This is a genomic window from Candidatus Uabimicrobium helgolandensis, from assembly GCF_041508025.1.
In the GTDB taxonomy this organism is placed as follows: Bacteria; Planctomycetota; Uabimicrobiia; order Uabimicrobiales; family Uabimicrobiaceae; genus Uabimicrobium; species Uabimicrobium helgolandensis.
In genome coordinates, this window is the sequence record NZ_CP165719.1 from 1,241,705 (window position 1) to 1,263,599 (window position 21,895).

19 protein-coding genes are annotated in these 21,895 nt (G+C 34.6%); 15 read left to right on the top strand and 4 right to left on the bottom strand.

The genetic code is table 11. From position 1 onward, the window contains the following. Positions 1–43 precede the first annotated feature (43 nt). The 8 genes from UABHE_RS04475 to UABHE_RS04510 all read left to right on the top strand — a co-directional run bounded on the left by UABHE_RS04475 (position 44) and on the right by UABHE_RS04510 (position 6,034). Complete coding sequence (locus tag UABHE_RS04475) at positions 44–910, top strand: hypothetical protein (protein ID WP_372369030.1); 867 nt, start codon at positions 44–46, stop codon at positions 908–910. Beyond that, a complete protein-coding gene (locus UABHE_RS04480; RefSeq protein WP_372369031.1) occupies positions 911–1,144 on the top strand; it encodes a hypothetical protein in 234 nt (77 codons plus the stop codon). Positions 1,145–1,501: 357 nt separating this feature from the next. After that, entirely contained in the window at positions 1,502–2,545 is a 1,044-nt protein-coding gene (locus UABHE_RS04485) for a rod shape-determining protein (protein ID WP_372369032.1), read from the top strand. 52 nt (positions 2,546–2,597) lie between these two features. After that, a complete protein-coding gene (mreC, locus tag UABHE_RS04490; RefSeq protein WP_372369033.1) occupies positions 2,598–3,368 on the top strand; it encodes a rod shape-determining protein MreC in 771 nt (256 codons plus the stop codon). After that, complete coding sequence (gene mreD, locus UABHE_RS04495; RefSeq protein WP_372369034.1) at positions 3,365–3,856, top strand: rod shape-determining protein MreD; 492 nt, start codon at positions 3,365–3,367, stop codon at positions 3,854–3,856. The genes mreC and mreD overlap by 4 nt, the downstream gene beginning before the upstream one ends. A 1-nt stretch (position 3,857) precedes the next feature. Next, the gene (locus UABHE_RS04500; RefSeq protein ID WP_372369036.1) at positions 3,858–4,451 is read left to right on the top strand and encodes a hypothetical protein; all 594 of its coding nucleotides are present in this window, start codon (positions 3,858–3,860) and stop codon (positions 4,449–4,451) included. Further along, a complete protein-coding gene (gene rodA, locus UABHE_RS04505; RefSeq protein WP_372369037.1) occupies positions 4,451–5,569 on the top strand; it encodes a rod shape-determining protein RodA in 1,119 nt (372 codons plus the stop codon). The genes UABHE_RS04500 and rodA overlap by 1 nt, the downstream gene beginning before the upstream one ends. Before the next feature lie 123 nt (positions 5,570–5,692). Continuing rightward, positions 5,693–6,034 (top strand): hypothetical protein, encoded by a 342-nt coding sequence (locus UABHE_RS04510; RefSeq protein WP_372369038.1) that lies wholly within the window; start codon positions 5,693–5,695, stop codon positions 6,032–6,034. Between the two features lie 141 nt (positions 6,035–6,175). Here UABHE_RS04510 and UABHE_RS04515 read toward each other — a convergent pair whose 3' ends face one another. The 3 genes from UABHE_RS04515 to UABHE_RS04525 all read right to left on the bottom strand — a co-directional run bounded on the left by UABHE_RS04515 (position 6,176) and on the right by UABHE_RS04525 (position 10,752). Continuing rightward, positions 6,176–8,503, bottom strand: a complete 2,328-nt coding sequence (locus UABHE_RS04515; RefSeq protein ID WP_372369039.1) for a tetratricopeptide repeat protein — start codon at positions 8,501–8,503, stop codon at positions 6,176–6,178. Positions 8,504–8,680: 177 nt separating this feature from the next. Then, positions 8,681–9,364: a ribose-5-phosphate isomerase RpiA gene (gene rpiA, locus UABHE_RS04520; protein WP_372369040.1), complete on the bottom strand. Its 684-nt coding sequence runs from the start codon at positions 9,362–9,364 to the stop codon at positions 8,681–8,683. A gap of 2 nt (positions 9,365–9,366) precedes the next feature. After that, positions 9,367–10,752, bottom strand: coding sequence for a sigma-54-dependent transcriptional regulator (locus UABHE_RS04525; protein WP_372369041.1), 1,386 nt, complete (start codon positions 10,750–10,752; stop codon positions 9,367–9,369). A gap of 226 nt (positions 10,753–10,978) precedes the next feature. On the opposite strand from UABHE_RS04525, the gene UABHE_RS04530 reads away from it, so the two are divergent. Together UABHE_RS04530 and UABHE_RS04535 are read left to right on the top strand one after the other, a co-directional pair. Further along, a complete protein-coding gene (locus tag UABHE_RS04530; RefSeq protein WP_372369043.1) occupies positions 10,979–11,818 on the top strand; it encodes an EboA domain-containing protein in 840 nt (279 codons plus the stop codon). Continuing rightward, positions 11,815–12,696 carry a TatD family hydrolase gene (locus UABHE_RS04535; protein WP_372369044.1) on the top strand — a complete coding sequence of 294 codons (882 nt, stop codon included), beginning with the start codon at positions 11,815–11,817 and terminating at the stop codon, positions 12,694–12,696. Before UABHE_RS04530 ends, UABHE_RS04535 begins: the two co-directional genes overlap by 4 nt. A 68-nt stretch (positions 12,697–12,764) precedes the next feature. Here the strand turns inward: UABHE_RS04535 and UABHE_RS04540 are convergent, their stop codons facing one another. Further along, positions 12,765–13,694, bottom strand: a complete 930-nt coding sequence (locus UABHE_RS04540) for a hypothetical protein (protein ID WP_372369046.1) — start codon at positions 13,692–13,694, stop codon at positions 12,765–12,767. A 185-nt stretch (positions 13,695–13,879) separates the two neighbouring features. Between UABHE_RS04540 and UABHE_RS04545 the strand changes: the two genes are divergently transcribed. The 5 genes from UABHE_RS04545 to UABHE_RS04565 all read left to right on the top strand — a co-directional run bounded on the left by UABHE_RS04545 (position 13,880) and on the right by UABHE_RS04565 (position 21,729). Continuing rightward, positions 13,880–15,034, top strand: a complete 1,155-nt coding sequence (locus tag UABHE_RS04545) for a class I SAM-dependent RNA methyltransferase (RefSeq protein ID WP_372369047.1) — start codon at positions 13,880–13,882, stop codon at positions 15,032–15,034. 40 nt (positions 15,035–15,074) lie between these two features. After that, positions 15,075–15,971, top strand: a complete 897-nt coding sequence (locus UABHE_RS04550; protein WP_372369048.1) for an esterase-like activity of phytase family protein — start codon at positions 15,075–15,077, stop codon at positions 15,969–15,971. Between the two features lie 818 nt (positions 15,972–16,789). Beyond that, positions 16,790–17,314 (top strand): single-stranded DNA-binding protein, encoded by a 525-nt coding sequence (locus UABHE_RS04555; RefSeq protein WP_372369050.1) that lies wholly within the window; start codon positions 16,790–16,792, stop codon positions 17,312–17,314. Positions 17,315–17,516: 202 nt separating this feature from the next. Further along, positions 17,517–18,236, top strand: coding sequence for an NTP transferase domain-containing protein (locus UABHE_RS04560; RefSeq protein WP_372369051.1), 720 nt, complete (start codon positions 17,517–17,519; stop codon positions 18,234–18,236). A gap of 16 nt (positions 18,237–18,252) precedes the next feature. Then, on the top strand, positions 18,253–21,729 hold the full coding sequence (locus UABHE_RS04565) for a WD40 repeat domain-containing serine/threonine-protein kinase (RefSeq protein ID WP_372369052.1): 3,477 nt from the start codon (positions 18,253–18,255) through the stop codon (positions 21,727–21,729). The last annotated feature ends 166 nt before the right edge of the window (positions 21,730–21,895 follow it).

The window sequence follows — 21,895 nt, forward strand, 5'->3', positions numbered from 1 at the left end:
ATATTTTGACTTCCACCGCAGATTTTCAGGGAGAGTAAAAATCATGAGCAGTATTGCTAAAATTTTTATTTTCATCAATTTCATTCTTAGCATTGCTTATATGGTAATTGCTGGAACATTGTTAGCCCAGAAATGGGACTATAAACAAATGCTGATCGATCAAGCTCAAACAAGCACTCGTGAGAAACAAGTACAAGAAGAAAAGCTAAAAGATGCCGAAGGAAAAGTTGCAAACTTGCAAGAAAGTTTGAACAACGTCACAGGTAGAGCTATTCAACTAAATGTTGAACTTAACAAAGTAAAAGATATCTACGACGAGGCAAAAAGAACTAATGATAGTCTAAATGAAAAAATAGCAAATTTAGATGCAAGCTATAATGACATCAATAGTAAAATAGGCGAAAAAGATGCTCGTATCAACGAACTAGAAACAGCTAGAGATCAGGCAAAAGAAGAAAAAGAAGATGCTATTCGTGCAAGAGAAAGTTCTGAAGAAGAACAACTCGTTGTACAAACAGAACTAAACAACATCAAAGGCGAAATCGCCGAAAAAGAAAAACTGATTCAAAGACAACAACGTGAGCTACTCGAAGCTAAACAAATTATTAGCGCAGCTGAAAAGCAAGGCGTACGTCTTGATCTTCTATATACTAGAGAAAAACCTCTAGATGGTTTCATTACAGCCGTTAGTAAAAAGCTACCGCTTGTAATGATTTCTCTTGGAAGTGATGACAAAGTGCTAAAGGGCTATCAATTTACGGTCTTCCGAGGCAGCAACTACATTGGAACTATTGTTATTGAGGATGTTTATAAAGACGCTAGTGCCGCTCGTATCATCAAAGACAAAACTCGCCAAAAAATTCAAAAAGGCGATTCTGTAACAACGCGCTTTGGAGGCACAAGAGGCTAAATGGCAGAAGATTACGAAGACTATCAAGGAGAACTAGAAGTTATTGATGAAGCAGAGGAATATAGCGGTTCTGTCGCTCCTTCCGATTCAATAACACCTGTGATCATAATATTAACTACTATTTTCACAATTATAGGTATGTTACTCATCGGTTGGGAACTATTTACTGTTTATGATGGTAAAGGCGATCCTGGACGAGCAGATAGTGCTCTCATTCAAATGAAGCTTAAATAAATTTATTAATAGCACATCATCTCTACAAATTAATTTGTAAAACTGGTGTACTATTTAAATTGTTTTTGCTAAATATTCAAACTTCTATTTCTAAAGGCTATTCACTATGGCTGTAAAACTACAGCCAAAAGCCTTTATTTTATAGGATGTGTCGACATTTATTTTCTATAATTTGGTTCTTTTAGATTAGTTTCCTACTTTTCTTGTTGCAGAGTATAACTCTGCAATTCCAAAGTACCTTGCTACTTGTAAATGTCAGCACACCCTAACAACAGTTTCTTCCCTAATTTAGAGACTTCCTAAAACCTTTTACTTCCCAAACCCCTCTCTTTCTCTCTCTCTCTGGTAAATTATATTATGCTAGGTTTATCAAATAAAATATTAGGTGCAGTATCACTTGATCTTGGAATTGATCTTGGTACAGCAAATACGTTAGTAAGTGTTCAAAACCAAGGTATTATAAGTGAACCATCAGTCGTTGCTATCAACACGGATACCAATGAAGTATTGATGGATGGTAATGCTGTTGGCAATGAAGCTAAAAAAATGATAGGCAAAACACCACCAAACATTCAAGCTGTTCGCCCTTTAAAGCACGGAGTCATTTCTGACTTTGCTGTTACAGAAGCAATGCTACGTTACTTTATTCGTAAAGCACTTAACTTTAAGTGGGGTATTCGAGTACGTGTTGTCATTGCAATTCCGTCAGGGATTAATAGTGTTGAAAAACAAGCTGTTATCGATTCAACCCGCCGAGCAGGAGCAAAAGAAGTTTATTTGATTGATGAGCCAATGGCAGCAGCAATAGGCTCAGGATTACCTATTAGCGAAGCAAAAGGAAGTATGATTGTCGATATTGGTGGTGGAACAAGTGAAGTAGCCATTATATCTCTAGCATCACCGGTTGTTATGCGCAGTATAAAAATAGCAGGTGATGCGATGGATTTCGCTATCGTTGAGTATTTAAAACAACAGAAAAAAATACTTATTGGCGAATCAACAGCTGAAATTATCAAAAAAAATCTAGGTTCAGCTTGTGAGTTAGAACAAGAATTGCAAATGGAAATTAAAGGGCAACATGCTAGCTCTTCACTACCAAGAACAGCAACTATCCGTTCTGAAGAGGTTCGTGAAGCCTTGCAAAGTTGTGTTCGGGATATTGTGCATATGATCAAGGCATCTTTAGAAGCCACTTCTCCTGAAATATCGGCAGATTTAATTGAACGCGGAATAGTTCTTGCCGGTGGTGGTGCCTTACTTAAAGGTTTAGACCAAGTAATTGCAAATGAGACGCAGCTCAAAGTTACAATCGCTGAATCGCCACTCGAATGTGTAGTCAAAGGTACAGGAGCTGTTTTAGGAAAATTAGATTTATTACAACATATACTTAGTACTCCTTAGGATATATCGACAACCTAGAACCGGACACAGCATAATTGTAAGGATTGAAAAATTGAAGTACTATCAGCATATTTTACTAGTCTGTTTAGCACTACTATCTTGTGCGTTTATGCTTTACAGTCGTTATTTTTCATCGTTGAGTTTGTCGTCATTTACTTTTTTACTTTCTTCTCCACAGATTAGTGACGAGAAAGTAAACAAAGATGAAAATGTTACTCTACTAAAACAACAATTGGCCAGCAAACAACTAGAGATCATACATCTAAAACAAACTTTGAAAAATATACAAATTCTCCAAAAAGAAATATCCCTACAAAATACCCAAAAATCAATCAATGCAAAAATTTTGCTTAGAAGAGATAGCTCGGATCATCGTAGTTCTTTTATTATTAATAAAGGTAAAAAAGATGGTGTAGCATTAAAATCCTATGTTACATTTAAAAAAAACCTACTAGGTATTGTCTATAAATTATCTACCCATTCGAGTATGGTACTGCGAGTTTCAGACCCTTATATGCGAATTCCTATATTTCTAATGATAAAAGAAAACGATATTTTTACAATATACGATGAAGGAATATGTGTAGGGCAAAGCAGACAAAAATGTAAAATCAAGTTTTTACAGTGGCATCCAGAGAAAGTATTACCGCAAACAGCAATTGTACTTACCTCAGGTTTTGGAAATTACCCTCAAGGTTTAATTGTAGGTAATGCCATTATAAAAAAGTCAGAAGAAAAACATTATCTGCTAGACGTCGAGCCTATTTCGCTAAGTGGCATATACAATGTTCTAGTTGTTGTGAATCAGGATTTACATAAATGAAATTGTATATAACGCTTATATTTGGGATTCTTTTTTTGTTTACAGGTATAGTTATTTGCCCCTTACTAGGATTTCATGATGAGCGGCCAGAATTTTTAATCATTCTTTGCGTTTACATTATAGTTTATAATAATAACAAGCAGTCTATACTACTACAAACTTGGCTAGTTGGTTTACTGAAAGATTGTATGACTCTTGATTTATTTGGTTTACATTCTCTATTATTTATATTTCTGAGTTATACTTTATTAAAATTAAAACAAACGATGCATTTAACAAACACACTTGTACTTCTCGTTCTCGTTTTCTTTTATACATTTCAATATCATTTGCTACACTCTATGATTATTTATGTAACGTGCTATGTTGATTTAGCAGATACAGCTTTTACAGGAGCGATATATACAACTATTGTTGCACCAATAGTAATAATAATACTCAAAATATTTACTCATGAACCCCCAGAGGGTTATCTTTACGAGGCATAGTATGGAAAGCATCCACAATAAAGTTACACAACTTGTGTTTTTCGCCTTTGCTCTCTCATTTATTCTTGGAATGAGGTTGTTTGCACTGCAAATTGCACAACACGACTACTATCTACAAAAAACCTTAAAGCAAAAAAAACAAAATAAAAACCCTCTCTACAGTCGTAAATATAAAATATTTGTAGAAAAATCTGTTTTTGACATTGAAATTATCCCTAAACAACTTCTCAATAATGAAAAACAAATGGTGAAGAACGATTCTGTGGGTAGATTAGCAAATCTAATGGGATATAGCGAAGAATATGTTTGGAAAGAATGTTTAAAAAAATACGATTTTTTACGTAAAAAAATAGACAAAAAAGTCCAAGAAGAATACTCTAAAGGTACTGCTAATAAAGAAAGCATTATTAAAGAAAAAGAAGAGATGTATCTTAGTCGACCATATCCTTTATTTTATCGAGTAGACAAAAAGGTTGTTATGCAACTTGAAATAGCAAAATATGTATGGGCGATCAACAATAATACCCTATATTTACAAGATTTTTATCAAGGTTTTGTCATTCGCAGGCGAACCAAGGCACATGGCGGAAAATAATGTCGCACTCTATTTTCAACAATTTAAATTGGAACAAAATTTTTTATAGTTTTGTCGTGCCAATTATTATTCTATTACTGATCTTGTCTACTATCGGTTTACTTTTTGTTTATAGCACAACTAACGATAACGAAAGGACTTTTGACAAACAGCAAAAATGGTTTTTTCTGTCGATAGTGGTTTTTTTCATAACAATGCGAATAAATTACAAGTGGTTGCTGGAGTACTCTTTTATATTTTATATTCTCGGTGTTGTTGTTTTAGCCTTACTGTTTGCCGTTGATCCCTTTGTTGGAAGTACACGACGCTGGATTCGCATTTCTCAATACTCAATCCAACCGTCTGAATTTATGAAATACGCTTTAGTTTTGGTTTTGGCGAAATTATTTTCGCAATTTGTGAAAAACAAAGATAAAACTCATTTTGATATTATCCCCGCTTTTCTTATTACTTGTGTACCGGCCTCATTAGTTTTTTTACAACCAGATCTAGGAACATCGCTAGTTTTTTTCGGAACGCTTTTTGTAATGTCGTTTGTAGTAGGAATTCCCATTCGCCACATTATCTTGTTGTCACTATTAGCATTTTCTTTAATATATTCATATGGCTTAAAACCCTACCAAAAGAAAAGATTGACAAATTTTTTCCAACCACTTATTCATCAGGAATTACCAAGACATTTAGAAGAAGGTGAAATGTATCAATTAATACAATCACTAAATGCATATGGTTCAGGTGGTTGGTTTGGGTCAGGTTTAAAAAAGGGATACCAAAACACTAATAACTTTTTACCAGCCAAAAAAACAGACTTTATTTTTGCGATCATCGGTGAGGAATGGGGGTTTGCCGGAACTTTCTTCGTTATTGTCTTATATTTTGCACTATTTTCTTTTTTACTTTTTACCGCATCTTCTTTACCCGACCTACAAGCACAACTTATTGTTGTTGGTATTACTGCGATTTTAGCCATACAAACGTTTATCAATATATTTATGACGGTTGGGCTTGCTCCTATTACCGGAATTCCTTTGCCATTTATATCTTACGGCGGAAGCTCTCTGATTTCGTCTTTCTTGGGAATTGGAATAGTTGTTTCTTTACAAGTTAGCGAACAATAATACTTAGAAGAAAGCAAGTTGATAGAGGAAATACATATAATCTATATTTTTTTATTCTTGTCTGATGAATTCTAACGAGTAATTACTGATTTTATTAAGGAGAATAAAATCAAAGCAATAGGGATGACTGCCGAAAAATTAATTAGCATATACGGATCTTGCGATGAAGAAGAAATAAACTGCTCTGTAGGAGAATATCATCTCTGCGATGTCGTAATTGGAGAAAGCGGAGTAATAGATTTGGAAATAATTAGAGACAACGACACAACAATTTTTATAAAATCTCTGGTAAAAGAACTGAAAAAACAAAAACAATTACCGTTAAAAATAACGGGAGAGTTACTTCGCAATGTCAAACCCAATAACTCAAACTACATTACTGCTGTAAAGCAACACTTGATAAAAAACACGGCATTAAAATGCGATATAGTTTGGATAGTTCCTTTCAAACCACTCTGCCTATGATTTCAGTTGTTTTGGCTATTTTTGGAAAATGCCTTTGCTTCTCAATCGAATCTTTCTGCTCTGGCCACATATTTGCGGTTTCTTTTCCCGACATACTTTAAAATTTGGAGTGAATTTCTTTTATGGAATTGTACAAAGAAGTTATCGGCGTGCATCCAAGGCATAGTCTAGCCTTCTTTGAAATTGTGTATCTCTAGGAAATGTACGCACCGCACGTTTGCAAAAATTTATGGCTTTGTACCAATTTTTTTCGTTTATGAGTTGTATGCCTCGATTTGTACACAATTTGTGCATGTAAGCGGCTACTTGTTCTGTTGCTGAGAAATTTTGTGTTATTTGTGTGTATATTTTCCACAGAGCAGCGTCGTCTTTTTGTGCATAGCATACTCGTAAAGCTTCCATCATAATTGAGTCGCTAGTATTTTGTTGCGATGGTAAATAACGTAGACATTTTGCAATTGTGTATATTTCCAAAGGATCTTGGTTATTTTGTGCCTGACGCATTAGTTGCGCGCTTGCAATTTTTATTATTAGCGGTTCATTTGGTAGTTTTTTACGCAGTAGAGCTATTAGTTTACTTAGTTGCTTATATTTTTTTTGCTGTATGAAGGATTTAATTCCTTCTTGTAAGAGATAGTGAAAGTTATTTTGTATTTGCCTATCTTCGGGTAAATTTTTTCTGAGTCCGCTGTAAATAGCAAGAGCGTGTGAGTAAGAATTTTTCTGCGCGTAATTCATTGCGACTTCGTTTGAAATCGCGGTGTATATTGAGCGGATTTTGTTTTCTTTGGGAAATTGTTTTTGTACTGATTGAAATATGTTGTGCGCTTTTTTGTATTGCTTTGTTTCGAGTAAGTGTTTGTGCCACTGTTGATAAACGTACCATAAATTATTCTTTACTGCTTGCTGTTGAGGGAAAGAGCTGTAGAGTCGGCTCATCCATGAAAATGCACGTTTGTATTGTTTTTTTTGCAATTCGGAGCTATATATTTGCTGGTAAAGTAGCATTAATCGCGATTGAAAATGCTTTTGCTGTGGCGATTTTTGTAAAGCTTCTTCGTAAATAACAATTGCTTTTACTTGATCAGTTGCTTGTGTAAATTCTCCCCAGTCTACATAAGTTTTTACCCAGTTATTTCTAAGAGTTTCTCCTCCTTTGAGCTTTAATCCCCACTCGTAAATGGCAATGGCTTTTTGCCATTGTCTCTTGCTTGCTTGGTATTGTGCGTGTTCGTCTATTACGTACCAGCGCGAATTGTATACTTCTTCGCGTATTTGGAATGGGGACTCTTTTATTGTTTTATCTAAAAGCTGCATTGCATAGGTAAAATTTTGCTTGTGGTTTAGCGCTTCTTGTAATTGTGCGCTTGCGATAAGAAAGGCAAAGTCTTCTTCTTTCGGAAAATAAGTACGCGCTTTTGTTAAGAGCTTTGTCGCAGTATCGTATTTCTTTTTTTGTATAAGATCTATTGCAGAGTTGCGAAACAAGACGTTTAAATCGTTGAGTAAGTTTTTATCGTTTGGGGCTAACTCTAAACCTAAATATAACATTTGTAAAGCACGATCAATTTTACCAGCTTTGTTAAGCTTGCGAGAGTAGTATGCAAAATTTACAATTGTGTTTTGGCATGCCGTATAAAAGTTATTATCGATAAGCAAAGCTTTAAAATACTCTACTGTTGAAGCAATATATTTTTTTTTCTTAGCTAAGGCAACACCACGATTGTAGTAGATCATCGCTACTTGTTTATCTACGGTCATTTCGCGGCGTAAGGTTTTATTTACGACGTAACCATTGGTGTGAACTTGGACTTGGGAAAGATTTTTAGTGTGGGCAGCGTCAAAACCCGCCGGTGATGTGGTCTCTATATCCCAGGGGTCTTCTTCTTTATTGTAGACTATAGAGAAACAATGCTCAGGAGCTTCAACTCCTCTTACATTAAGACCGAGTTTTTTGGCCATGATATTGTAAAGCAGCGATGAAGAAACACAGTTGTAAATACCGCGGTCTAATAAAGCGATCAAGTTTGAAGAAGCTATATCGTAATGCTTTAAGTGGTATTTGTGTAAATACAAAAGCAAATAGCGCGCTTTGTTTTTTTCAGAGCTTTGTCTAGATAAGTGCTTGCGAATACTTCTGTATATTGATTCTAATTTGTTGACGTATTTGCGAGCTAGGTTTTTATCGGTAATACCCGAAGCAATAATCACCGCTTCTTCAATAGAAAATGAATCAAACTGTCCGTCTAGTATATCTTGTAGAAGTGGTTTTTCTACTGCTGATATTGCTAGAGGAACTTGCGTTGTTTTTTTTAGTTTGTTTATTATTTGTTGAGCAGAGACTGGGGAAAAACGAAAAGGATACTTTTTAAAAGAGTGTGTATAATTTTTTGCATTAGGTGTTTCCAGCAGATTTGCTTGACTGTGTACCGGAATCAAAATCAACACAAGTATTATGATATACTTCACAACAAGCTCCTTTTGATTTTAAGTGATTGGCAAAAGTAGAAGGTGTCCTCTAAAATTGCATTGTAAAGGCAATATGTTTTTGGATTCCTGTTTTCGTGAGAATGACAACAAAACAAATACAAGTCCTTTACAAGTGCATTTGTATATCATTGAAAATTAACTAAATTGATAGTTGCTCTATTTGCGATGCAATTTCCGTACTGTCTCTTCGCTGCCGATAATAATTGTTTCAGTCATTGCAATAAATAGTCCGTGTTCAACAACTCCAGCAATCTTTGAAAGAGCATTTGCTAAGTGTTGAACATCACTTATTGTTCCAAAATCGCAATCTAAAATATAATTGCCTTCGTCGCTGACAAACGGTTTGCTCTTTACCATTCGCAATTTAGGTGTTGCCGCCAGTTCTTTGATTTTTTTTGCGACGACAACATGAGCATAAGGAATTACTTCTACAGGTAAATGAAAACTACTTCCCAAGGGGCGCGCTGTTTTTCGAGAATCAACAATAATGATGAGTTTGTCACTTGCGCTTGCTACTATTTTTTCGTGTAGCAAAGCACCGCCTCCACCTTTGATCAAATTTAGGTTTTCATCAAATTCATCTGCACCATCAATAGTGATATCTATTCTTTCGGGAACTGTGTCTGTGATCATTGGAATGTTTAGTGACTCTGCCAGTTTTTTGGTGGATATAGAGCTAGGAACACCTGTTATTTTCGCGCCGCTCTTTATTTTTTTAGCAATTAATTTTACTGCAATTTCAGCGGTAGATCCGCTTCCTAGGCCGATAACCATACCAGAAGTTATTTGTGAAACTGCAGAAGACGCGGCTAAAGTTTTTTCATGAAGTACTTGGTCCATGTCTATAAAACCTCAATCAAATTATAACGAATAAGTTTATCTCGCAAAGTTGTTCTTGGTAGATTTAATACTTTAGCCATTTTTGTTTGGTGTCCTTCTGCTTTATCAGAAGCCCAAATAAGTAATTTTTTTTCAAAGTCAGTGACCATCTTATTGAAGTCAACTTTATCATCGCCACCAATGTCTAGAGATATACTTTCTGTTTTGACAATGCGTTGGATTTCTTCCGGAAAGTGAGCAATTTGCAACTGACCTTCTTTACAAAAAGTAACGGCATGTTCGACTGCATTTTCTAATTCGCGAACATTTCCTGGCCACTCATAGTCACGAGTAAGTTTCGCGACTTCTGAAGAAAGCTCACTGGCGATCTTTTTTTTGCGTTGAAATTTTTTAATGAAAAAAGAGATAAGCAGAGGAATATCTTCTTTTCTTTCTAAGAGTGGAGGCAAAACAATAGGGATTACATTTAAACGGTAGTATAAATCTTCGCGAAACTTACCTTCAGCAACAAGTAGTTTTAGATCTTTTTTTGTTGCAGCAATGACACGAACATCAACTTTTAATGTTTTTTCACCGCCGACACGTTCAAACTCCCTTTCTTGTAAAACTCTCAGTAATTTTACTTGCGTTGCTAGAGGAATGTCGTCCACATCATCTAAGAAAATAGTTCCTTGGTCTGCAAGTTCAAAGCGCCCTGTTTTTTGCCGGAGAGCTCCTGTAAATGAACCTTTTTCATGCCCAAATAGTTCGCTTTCTAAAATTTCAGTGTTAAAAATACCACAACTGACTTTAATAAAAGCTTTATCGCGTCGCTCACTATTATAATGAAGGGCATTTGCGATTAACTCTTTCCCCGTGCCGCTTGGTCCTTGAACAATAATAGTACTGACACTGTCTGCAACCATCTGTATTTTTTCGAAGACCATTTGCATTGGTTTGCTTTTGCCAATAATATTACCAAAACGATATTGGGATTCTAAGCGTAAACGCAAGGCATTTGTTTCTTGTGCTTGTTTTTTTAAAGTATGTAGATATTCTATTCGTAAAAGTAAGAGCTCTGGTGAAATAGGCTTAAGTAGATAGTCATACGCTCCTTCTTCCATGGCTGTTAATGAGTGGCTCACATCATTAGAAGCTGTCATCATAATAACATTTGTACTTTGTGAAATTTGCTTGACCTCTTTGAGCATTTCTAACCCAGACATTTTAGGCATGTAGAGATCTGTAATTACGATATCAAAAAAACTTTTTTTAATTAGTGATAGCGCTTCATGTTCATCTGTTGTTACTTCGAGTTCATAGCCTTGTCTGAGAAGTTGTGCTTTAATATAACGTAATATTGTTTCATCGTCATCAACAGCTAATATTTTAAAATTCGTTTTTAACATGGGTTTCCATTCCAGCAAAACCGTTAATGTAAAATGTAAGGATTATTTGTGTTAAGTAAACAAGTCGCTTTATATGTTAACTCTAAAACACGCAAAAATTTTGTGAAGATATGTTTTCTTATTCAAAAGTTAGAAAATTAGTTTATCTTTTATGGTCCATATTCTATTATATACAAAATATTTTCGCAAATTGATTTTCGAGGTCATCAGCTCAGAAAGCAGTATTATGTTCCAAGATATTCTTAAAAAACACATTCCTAACGAAAAATACGTTCATTTCGAAAATGCTCTTTCTCAACTAATAAATTCTTACTCAACAAATAAATTGTTAGAAATATTCTCGCGTGTGTACCAATGGAATTATGATACAAAAATTAGAGAAGAAGATATAAAAAAGTTAAAAAGTACTACGCCTTACATTGAATTTAGTTACTGGTCACTAGAAGATTTTCTCCGCGCTGCCATTTTCGAAAAGATTAGTAATGTAGAGCAATATCAATATGTAGAAGCATTTAGGAAAAGTTATCGTATTGCTGACACCAAAGAACAGTGTTCTCTTCTTAAGATATTAGCCACTACAAAATATAAAGTAAATTTTTTACCTCTTGCTCTTGATGCTATTCGAACAAATATTCCCGATGTTCTTGCTGCGTTAGCATGTGGGAATCCGTATCCTTGTGAATTTTTTACTTTGCAAGAATTTAATAATATGGTGTTGAAGGCTGTATTTATGAACATTTCTGTGGCGACAATATATGGGATAAAGCAAAAAAATAATAGTGAATTAAGTAGAATGGTTAACCAGTATATAGACGAGCGCGAAGCGGCAAATAGAGATTTTCCTCATGAACTATGGTTAATTGTTACGCCTTTTTCAAATGAAAAAGAAAAACAACGAATTTACAAATACTTACAGCATTCATCTGCTGATCATCGTTACTGGGTAGCGCGTGCTTTGCTACTCGAAAAACAACCGCAATATTCACTAATAAAACAACAAATAGAAATAGAAAAAAACCAAGAAATCAAAGATGTTCTGCAACAAGTTATTGGAGATAACAAATGAAATTTTTTGATCCACACATTCATATGAGTGCGCGAACAACAGATGATTACCAAAGAATGGCAGAAATGGGAATTCGTGCAGTATGCGAACCATCTTTTTGGTTAGGGCAACCACGAACACATGCTGGTACCTATGAAGACTATCTGAAAACAATTATTGGTTGGGAAAGATTTCGCGCGTCGCAATTTGGTATTCACCACTTTTGCGTAATAGCTCTTAATCCACGAGAAGCTAACTCTAGTATTGCTGCTGAGGTAATGGAATTATTACCAATGTATATTCATAAAGAGAGTGTTCTTGGTATTGGAGAAATAGGTCTTGATGATATGACAAGTGTCGAAGAAAAATATTTTATAGAACAACTACAATTAGCAAAAGACCATAATTTACCTGTGATTATACATACTCCTCATCGCAATAAAAAAGGAGGAACTCAGCGTTCTATTGATATTGTAAAAGAAGTTGGGATAAATCAAAAACATGTTGTTATCGATCACAATATGGAAGAAACATTACCGATGGTTTTAGAACAAACTGATTGTTGGGCTGGGCACACAATTTATCCGCAAACCAAAATGAGTAAAGATCGTATGGTCACACTTGTACAAAAATATGGTATTGATAGAATATTAGTCAATAGTTCTGCTGACTGGGGAATTAGCGATCCCTTGAATATTCCTAAGACGGCGAAATTGATGAGCGACGCAGGTTTTTCTGATGAAGATATAACTAAATTATTTTGGAAAAATCCCATTGCTTTTTATGCAAATAGTGGAAAAATTTCTGAAGAAATGATTTCAGAGCCTATAAAGATAGACCAAACAAAATTCTGGCAAGACAATAGCATTTTACGTGGGCAATCTCCTATTGTGGAGTAGGTTCGCGATACGCTACAGTGACTTGAAAGAGAAAACTGATTATTGTTTTCTCTTTCGATAGAAAAATGCTATTCTATTTTTCTAATCATGCGGTAAACCTCTCGCCAAATTCGTTTTCCCAAAGTATAGCGAGCTTGTCTTTTGTGATGTTTTTTAACTGGACGAAAACGCGAGACAACTCCGGCGGCATTTGTAACGTGAATAAAGCCGACTATGTATTTTTTCTCAATAGAACTTGTAAGAATTTGGCTATTTTTGCAAGCTGATTCTTGCATTTTATTTTTTAACCACAATGGCGAAAACCACTCTTGAAAATGGGGATGCCCCTGAGAATAACGTTGATAAAATTGCTGCCAAAAATCAGCATTGTGTCGTGGAGATCTTTGTTTAATTTTTTTGTAAGTGTCATCACTAAAAGTGCTAAAATGAAAATGTAAGAAGTCGTAAAAGCAATTCCATCCCCCTATAAATTTAATAAATTGATATAAATGCTCACTAAGTATAATATTTTCTATTTTGTAAGAGAGCTCTCTTTCTGAGTAAGGAAGTTTTTTGTAGTAAGTTCTTTGGTCCTGAGATGGAACAATGAGTCGTTGTTCTATTTTTTGGATAGGAATGGAATCTAAATTTTTCGCATTTATTTTTGTTAAAGTTTTGTATAATTCAAAACCTTTTTGGCGAAACTCTTCGCGTAAAAAAAAATGATATTGGGCATAATCATCGATTATTTTATTGTCAAAAATAGCAATGCGTTTCTCAATAAAAGTTTCAACAGGGAGTGAAATAACGACAAGATAGCCATTTTGGTTATTGCTTCGAGAATGGCGCCCTGCAAAATAAATAGGACTGCCACCTTCGCCAGAGGTAGGTTCATTAGATAGGCAACAAACGTTTTCCTTGGTTACTTCCATAATCCACTGGTCCTGAGTAGAGGCAAGTAAACCATTTCGTTTGATGTTTTTTATATTGTCTTCAGTTGTACCATGAAATAATATCATATGGTCCTCATTTTAGAATGTATTGTAAAAAATACGCTCTAGGGTATGTATTTTATCTAAAAGGTGTTACATTATATCCCTTAGTAGTAAAATACAGTAGCAAAGCCCGAACAGGGTTGCGCTTATTATATATAACCGTTAGATAGCCTTATGGTTGTTTTTTTATTTTTTTATAAGGAAAAATATTGGAAAATTTTCAAATGCATGCTACCACGCTCAGTGGTTTAGAGGAATTACTTGCAAAAGAGTTGACGGAGTTAGGTGCTAAAAAAGTTGAAACTCAAAAGCGTTTAGTTACTTTTGAAGGTGATAAGGAATTACTTTATAGGGCTAATTTGTGGTGCCGTACAGCCATTCGCATATTAAAACCCATCGATTTATTTTCAGCCTACAGTGAAAAAGAATTGTACAGTGAAATACAAAAAACAAACTGGTCTAAATATATAGATAATAAGAATTCTATCGCTGTTGATGTGATTCTTACTAAATCCACTTTTCAACATTCGCTTTATACAGCACAATTAACAAAAGATGCCATCGTGGATCAATTTCGTGAGCGAACAGGGGAACGACCATCTGTAGATTTAAAATCACCTGATTTGCGAGTTGTTCTTTATATAAACAAAAACAAGGTAAGTGTGTCTTTAGACACTTCGGGACAATCTCTACACAAGCGTGGTTACCGCACACAAACTCATACAGTTCCTCTCAATGAAGTTTTAGCTGCATCAATTGTGTTATTTAGTAAATGGGATCGTAGTAGTGCTTTTGTCGATGGAATGTGTGGTAGCGGAACTATTCTTATTGAAGCTGCCATGATTGCGCTTGATATAGCTCCTAGTTTCTTTCGTAAAAAATTTGGATTTATGACCTGGAAAGATTATGACAAAGTTTTATATACAAAACTGCGTTCTGAGGTAGAACGTCGACGTAGAACAACGTCTCTTTCTCTAATGGGATGCGAAGTAAATAAAAAAACTTGTATGATGGCACGCGATAATATTGAAAATGCGGGTCTAAGTAAATTCATTCATGTGTATAACAAACCATTTGAATTTTTTGAACCGCGTCGTTCTTCGGGAACAATCGTGATGAATCCGCCTTATAATTCGCGACAAAAAATACAAGATGATCCTAATGAAAAATATAAAATGATTGGTGACACACTCAAAAAAAACTATGCAGGTTTCGATGCTTATATTTTTACGGGAAATTTGGAAGCAGCTAAAAAAATAGGGCTCCGCGCTTCGCGACGCATACCTCTACACAATGGATCATTAGACTGCCGATTATTGTATTTTGAAATGTACTCTGGTAGTAAAGAGGTTAGAGAAAAGTAATCGGGTTTGTGCCCTAAAGCCTAAATCTAGAAGGTGTAATATGTTAAAAGTATTATTGTTATTATTAGTAGTTTTTACTTTAGAATTAGAAAATAAGTGGTTCGTCGTATCAACAAACGGTGTTGAAAATTTTGATCCTTCGGGTTTAACATTTTGGAAAAATAATTTACTCACGGTTAGTGATAAATCGGAAAATTGCGATAAAATTTATAAATTGTCTTATGATAAGGAAAATTATGCGCCGGCTAAGCCGTTTATCTTACTAAACAAAAAAAACATGGATAACTATCGTAGCCAACAAAAATTTCGCGTTGATCTCGAAGGAATTACTACAGATGGACAGTTTTTATACGTTTGCGATGAGCGCAATCGAAATATATTGAAAATAAATGACGATGGACAAATGCAAAAATTAGCCTTCGATTTCCAAAAGTATAACAAAGATCAGAACTGGAATCCTTTTTCTGGAATGAGTAATGCCGGTTTTGAAGGTATTTCTTACGATAAGACTACTCGGAAAATGTACGTTATCAACGAAAGAATGTATCGACACATCTATGAAATATCTCAACAGAACATTGTAGGTAGTTTTGATGTTCCCGGAGGTAAAGATCTTCCACGTTATGATGGAAAATATGCTATTTATCCTGATTTTTCCGGCGCATACTGCGATAAGTATTTGTACGTTATTTACCGCAATGAGTATAAAATTTTATGTATAGACCCACAAAAAAAATGTATAGTTTCTAGTGCCTACTATGGACACATAACAAAAAAAATTTACAATAGAGAAGATCCGTTTGGTTTAGTCGAAGGCATTGCCATGACACCTGAAAAAATATTTCTAATTATGGATAACAACGGTACTCATTTAAAAAATAGTACAACAGTAACAAATGCTACCTTACTACAGCTTAAAAGACCTAAAGGCTTTTAATGAAAGGGTTACATTACACTGCTCTTGTCATTACCTCTGTGTGGATGGTATTTTGTGCTTACTGTTTGTTCTTTGTAAGTGACCTGTCAACGCGCCAAATTATTATGTTTATGCGCTCATTTTCATTGGGAGGTTTGTTTGTCGCGGTTATAATACCAGTGGCTTTTTATTCGCAGTTAACGCATAAAAAAAATTACTTAATTACTCTCTCGTATGCACTTTTCTGGTGTTTTGTTTTGATAGCTACAGTTTATTTATTAGAGTTGTGTTTGCCTGTTAGTTTGCGTGGAAGGTTTTCACCACAGTATCTGGAATTATTTTTGATATATTTTAGTTTATTCTTTGCCATTTTGAGCATTGGACGTTTGTTACAGACAACAGGTATATTGTGCAGTACACTTCTACTCTTTTTGATAACAAATGTACTATGGACAAATTTTTTTGTAAAAAATTGGGCAATTGACAAAGATTTTATAATAAACTGTATTCTGTATAGCAATCCTATAATCGGTGTGAGCAGGTGTTATACCAATTTTGATATACTAAGAACACAAAATTTGTATGAGTTGTGTGTCATCGGAGCAAATTATCCCTTCAACTACCCAAAAGTTTATGAATATATATTTATGTACTTAGGGATAGGTATATTTTGTATTGTTACAAGCGTTTGTTGGAATTCTTGTCGTAAAATGTAGTAAAATGTTAGGGAATGTCGGCAATTCGACCTCCTAGTACTTTTAGAGTAAAATTTATTCGTGACCTAAAAATCCAAAATCACTTTTGCGGTCACTCAATTATGTATTTTGAATGGAAAAAATATGGCTCATTTAAATGAAGTTCGTTTAATTGGTAGACTAACAAGAGATCCTGAGATAAGACAAATTCCTTCAGGGCAGAACGTTACAAATTTTTCTTTGGCAACAAGTCGTAAATATAAAGATAGTAGTGGTATGCTACGCGAAGAAACAGCGTTTGTTGATATTAGTTGTTGGGCGCGTCTTGCAGAGATTGTGTATAACAATTTACGCAAGGGTCGTCAAGTTTTTGTCGGTGGAAGACTTCGTTTTGAAAGTTGGGATGATCGCGAGACCGGAAAAAAACGTTCAAAACTAACGGTTGTTGCTGACAATGTACAATTTCTAGATCCAAAAGACCCACAAGCAGGTGGCGGAGGAGCTGGAGCCGGAGGAAACTATGGTGGTCAGTCTTCGGGTTACAATGATTACCAAGGTGGGGGTGGAGGTGGAGATCAGTGGAGTCCTCCAGCTCCTGAAAATTCAGGTGGTGCAAGTGGTGGAAGCCCTGATTGGAACCAACCACCGATGGATGAACCACCGTTCTAAATTAATATTTGCGTTTTGGGCAAAAAATAATTCACTATTTTTAGTGACCTTGTTTATCAGTGTAGTTCTTTTTCACTTACAGAGTACTTAAAATTTGGTAAACTATTTTTTGCTACATGCTTTAAACAAAGCTCAGCATTGCTGAGCTTTGTTTATTTTTAGCTAACCACAAAATTTTTGCAACTCACTTAAGGAATTTTCGATGAAAGCTCTTATTCTTGCCGCAGGGCGTGGAAGTAGGTTAAAAGAATACACCAAAGACAAGCCAAAAAGCCTACTTGAAATAAATAAAACAACACTTATAGAACGCAGTCTTAATAATTTAAAAAAAGTGGGTTTTTCCGAGGTAGTCGTGGTTACAGGTTATCTCAATACACTACTCGAAGACTTTATTACAAATAAGTTTTCCGACTTTTGTACTATTGTTCACAATATTGATTATACAAGAGGAAGTGGATCTTCTTTTATTTGTTCTACACCACACCTTGAAGGAGAAATGGTTATCATAGAGTCCGATCTTCTTTATGATTATCGGATTTTGGAGCGTCTTATAGCGCAAAAAGAAAAGAATGCCATGACTTTAGGGTGTTTTGATCATGGCCGTGAGGAAGTAAAAATTATTGTTGAGCAAGGAAAAATAAGTAAAGCATTCTGGGGAGATGCAGAAACAAAAGCAGATGGTGATTGGGTAGGATTTACAAAATTATCAAGTGCAACAACAAAAGAATTACGTAAAAATTTAGAAAATACCGATCCAGACCAAGGAAAAGAGATTAATTACGAAGATTTTTTATTTGCGTTAATGACTGAACATCCTTTTTATCCAGTGAATGTAAACGATCTACCGTGGCTAGAAGTTGACAATGAACAAGATTATTTGAGTGCCGCGAAAGTCGCAGAAAAAATAGACGAAAATCTATAGTAAAGGCTTGTTTGTTGTGAAAACTAAAAATCAGGTACTACCTACGTACATAAAAAGCTATGTTCCGCGTATGGTAAATTCTCACCAAGGTATTACGAGTGAAAATGTAGCACAATTTCTTTCTGTATCTGAGATAGAAAAGTGGCATGTATTTTTTGTGAGTTATACGCTTATGGAAATTGCTATTCAGCAAAAAAAAATAACACAACAACAATATCAAAATTTACAACAACATATCTTAAAAAATTGTGATGTTAAGTGGGTAGGAAGTATTTATTCGAGCAATGAATTGCAACAAATATCAACAACCCTGGGCCAACAAAGAGTTTGGGATTTCCATCATATACAGTTATGTACTGCGTTATTGAAAACACAATCGAAAGCGCCGACCCAACCAGAAAATCCTCAAAAAGTGAGCTTGCAACAAATGTTTCATCACTACTATATCGAAGGAGAACTTGGTCGTGGTGGAATGGGGGTTGTATATAAAGCTCGTGATGTAAAACTCAATCGCTATGTTGCAATTAAGGTTATTACTGATACAAGTAGCATGAGTAATAAGGTGTTGCAGCGTTTTGTGCGCGAAATCAAAAGTATGGCGCAGATTAATCATGAAAATGTTGTGCGCCTCTTTGAAGTAGGGGAAACACCTTTTCCTTACTTTACAATGGAATATATTTCAGGTGTTCCACTAGGCACATATATAAAAAAATATCGTCCTGATGCTCAAAAAATAGCAGAAATCATGTATAAAATTTCAGTGGCAATTGAGCATGCACATAGTTTAGGAATACTACATCGCGATATTAAACCAGATAACATAATGGTAGACGATAACACGATACCAAAAGTAATGGATTTTGGTCTTGCTAAAACGTCTGAATCAAATGTTTCTGTTGAAGGAGAGGTAATAGGGACTCCTTATTACATGTCCCCTGAACAAGCAAATGGTGATGTTGTAGAGGAAAGATCAGATATATATTCCTTAGGAGCTACGTTGTATGAAGTTCTGTGCGGACGGCCTCCTTTTCAAGGGCAATACTTTATTAATGTTGCTCAACAAATTTTTCACGATGATCCCATAGCACCATCAATATTAATTCCCGATGTTTCTCGTGGTTTACAATCTATTTGTCTTAAATGCTTAGAGAAAGACAAAGATAAAAGATATCGTAGCGCTAAAAACCTAGCACAAGATTTACAAAACTTCTTAGAAAACAAACCTCTTATAGCGAAACCTCCAGGTACTATTGGCAAGCTGAATAAATGGATATATCGAAATCGCATTAAAACAGTTGTGCTTTGTACTTTGGTTTCTGTTATTGGTGTAGTGGTAATGTTCTCATATCAAAAATGGCTTGCAAGTATTCAAATTGCGGAAATGAATAACTCTTTGCAGAAAGCATATAATGACCTGCAAGAGGCCAAAAAAGAAAAAGAACAAGCTCTCGATAATTCGCAAAAAAAATTAGCGCAATCACATATCAATATGGGACGTTATCAGACAGCAAACAGAAATTTTGATGCCGCAGAAAGTGAATTTCGGCAGGCCCAAAAAATTTTAGGTCTTTCATCTGATAATTCAACTAAAAAAACAAAACAAAAGATTGAACTAGATATTCGTTTAGCACATAGTAATAAACTTATTTTTGAAAAAGAATTTGCTATTAAAGCTACACAGCCTCTTAAGATAAGCCGTTATGGAGATGCATTTGTATCACATTTGAACGGTGCTCTTTATCTCCACAATGTTCGCAGTCAGGATTTTTCTGAAGAATATTTGTACCCCAACCAAAAAATCACTACGTTTTCTGAGAGCGGAGATTTTAATATAGCTCCAATAAATAAATCTGTAATTTCTTACGACAAAAAACTTATTTTACATAGAAAACAGCAAAAAAAACAATTGCAATTAAGGCAAAATTCAGGTGTAGTTAGCTATCTTGCTTTGGACACAACTGGCGAATGGTGTGTTGTGAAACGCAGTTTTGATATTACTATTATCCATATTCCTTCAGGAAAAGAGCAAAGTATAAGAGGCACATATCGAAATTCTTATCGTACAAAACTTGTGTTTTCATTAGATAGCAAATATCTTGCTGGACCACTTGGAGGGCTTTTGTATGTGTGGAAAAAAAAGAATTTACAATTTATAGAAAAGTCTTCTTTTGTGATTATGGGACTAAAAACAATGACCAGTTTGAGTTTTAGTCCTGACAATAAATTTTTGGTATATGGAAATAGTGATGGCAGTGTATATTTAACAAATATAGCGACTAAAAATACAGCAGTCGCTAAATTTCATAGTTATATAGTACAGGATATTTGTTTTCAAAAATCTGGACGTATTTTTGCAACAGCAAGTAATGATGGTAAGGTATGTTTGTGGGATACAAAAACATTTAGTGTTATTTCACAGATTATTACTGGCGAAAAAAATTACCGCGTACGTTTTTCTAAGAATGGTAAAAAGCTGATTACTATTTCTGAGAAAAATGGCGTTCATAAATATAAAGTCTGGAAAATTGAAAGTAGTCTTGCTGGCACGTGGTCAATAAACAAAAAAACCTTACCTGTTTTAAGCGCTTTACAAAAAAGTTTACCAAGTATAGAATCTCTGTTTTCACAACCTTTTCAGATGAGCATGAATGATCAATTTTTTGTTGGTATTTATTCTATGGTTGTTTCGTTGTGGGATATAAAAAGTAACAACAACTCTGTTTTCTACATAAATAATAGTATTCTTCAGCAAAAATTTATTACCAATTTCTCTATGAGTTACGATAGTAAATGGCTTGGTGTGGTGTATAAGGAAGCTCAATTAGATTTAATCAATTTAACGAACCAAAAAATTTATTGGAAATTACAAGACAAAACGATTAATAATGTCGCTTTTCTGGCTAATAAGTATGTTGTTGTTAGCCGTAATAACGGAATTCATTTTCTAAATATAAATAATAAAAAAGAAATAGCTTACTATCGAACTGGTTTTCGAACGATAAGTTTCAGTACTCATAATAAAGACCAAGAAATGGTGATAGGCTCTAAAAAAGGAACAATTGCTATATTGGAATTACGAAATCGTAAAATACATTTAGTTAAATTATGGCAAACCTCACACGAAGAAAGCGTTCGCTTTTTAAATTATTCTCCGAAAAAACAACACATTACATTTTTTAGTGCAAAAGAACAATGTATTGTTATTTATAATCCAAAAGCAGAAATTGTAAAAAAAATTCCAACAGCAGAAAAGATATACTCAATGTCTTTTTCTCCAAATGGACGTTATTTGGCTATTATGTTGTTTTCAAAAATAATTATTCACGATTTACAATTAGATTATTCTGTAGAGACAATGAGCGGCTATTTTAAAAACGGTGTAGCTGCGGTAAGTTCTTCGTGGAATTATTTTATATTGCCAACAATTAACGCCGGAGCAGCGGTATTTGAAAATCCTCTTTATCCAACACTTGATTTTTCCAAAGAGAAATAAATAGATTTTTTGGTAGTCCATATCATGTAGTGATTAGGTGCTGTTGACGAATTGCTGTTATTAAGATAAAGTGTATCTTCCAAAGAGTGTATTGAGGGAGATATAGAAATGTCAAAGGCAAAAGCGAAAAGAAATACAAGAAGAAGTCGCGTATTTTTTGTTCACA

What these genes read in the sequence shown, in the direction of transcription:
- UABHE_RS04475 (WP_372369030.1), top strand. Translation starts at nt 44, where the DNA reads ATGAGCAGTATTGCTAAAATTTTTATTTTCATCAATTTCATTCTTAGC.
- UABHE_RS04480 (WP_372369031.1), top strand. Translation starts at nt 911, where the DNA reads ATGGCAGAAGATTACGAAGACTATCAAGGAGAACTAGAAGTTATTGAT.
- UABHE_RS04485 (WP_372369032.1), top strand. Translation starts at nt 1,502, where the DNA reads ATGCTAGGTTTATCAAATAAAATATTAGGTGCAGTATCACTTGATCTT.
- mreD (WP_372369034.1), top strand. Translation starts at nt 3,365, where the DNA reads ATGAAATTGTATATAACGCTTATATTTGGGATTCTTTTTTTGTTTACA.
- UABHE_RS04500 (WP_372369036.1), top strand. Translation starts at nt 3,858, where the DNA reads ATGGAAAGCATCCACAATAAAGTTACACAACTTGTGTTTTTCGCCTTT.
- rodA (WP_372369037.1), top strand. Translation starts at nt 4,451, where the DNA reads ATGTCGCACTCTATTTTCAACAATTTAAATTGGAACAAAATTTTTTAT.
- UABHE_RS04510 (WP_372369038.1), top strand. Translation starts at nt 5,693, where the DNA reads ATGACTGCCGAAAAATTAATTAGCATATACGGATCTTGCGATGAAGAA.
- rpiA (WP_372369040.1), bottom strand. Translation starts at nt 9,364, where the DNA reads ATGGACCAAGTACTTCATGAAAAAACTTTAGCCGCGTCTTCTGCAGTT.
- UABHE_RS04525 (WP_372369041.1), bottom strand. Translation starts at nt 10,752, where the DNA reads ATGTTAAAAACGAATTTTAAAATATTAGCTGTTGATGACGATGAAACA.
- UABHE_RS04530 (WP_372369043.1), top strand. Translation starts at nt 10,979, where the DNA reads ATGTTCCAAGATATTCTTAAAAAACACATTCCTAACGAAAAATACGTT.
- UABHE_RS04535 (WP_372369044.1), top strand. Translation starts at nt 11,815, where the DNA reads ATGAAATTTTTTGATCCACACATTCATATGAGTGCGCGAACAACAGAT.
- UABHE_RS04540 (WP_372369046.1), bottom strand. Translation starts at nt 13,694, where the DNA reads ATGATATTATTTCATGGTACAACTGAAGACAATATAAAAAACATCAAA.
- UABHE_RS04550 (WP_372369048.1), top strand. Translation starts at nt 15,075, where the DNA reads ATGTTAAAAGTATTATTGTTATTATTAGTAGTTTTTACTTTAGAATTA.
- UABHE_RS04555 (WP_372369050.1), top strand. Translation starts at nt 16,790, where the DNA reads ATGGCTCATTTAAATGAAGTTCGTTTAATTGGTAGACTAACAAGAGAT.
- UABHE_RS04560 (WP_372369051.1), top strand. Translation starts at nt 17,517, where the DNA reads ATGAAAGCTCTTATTCTTGCCGCAGGGCGTGGAAGTAGGTTAAAAGAA.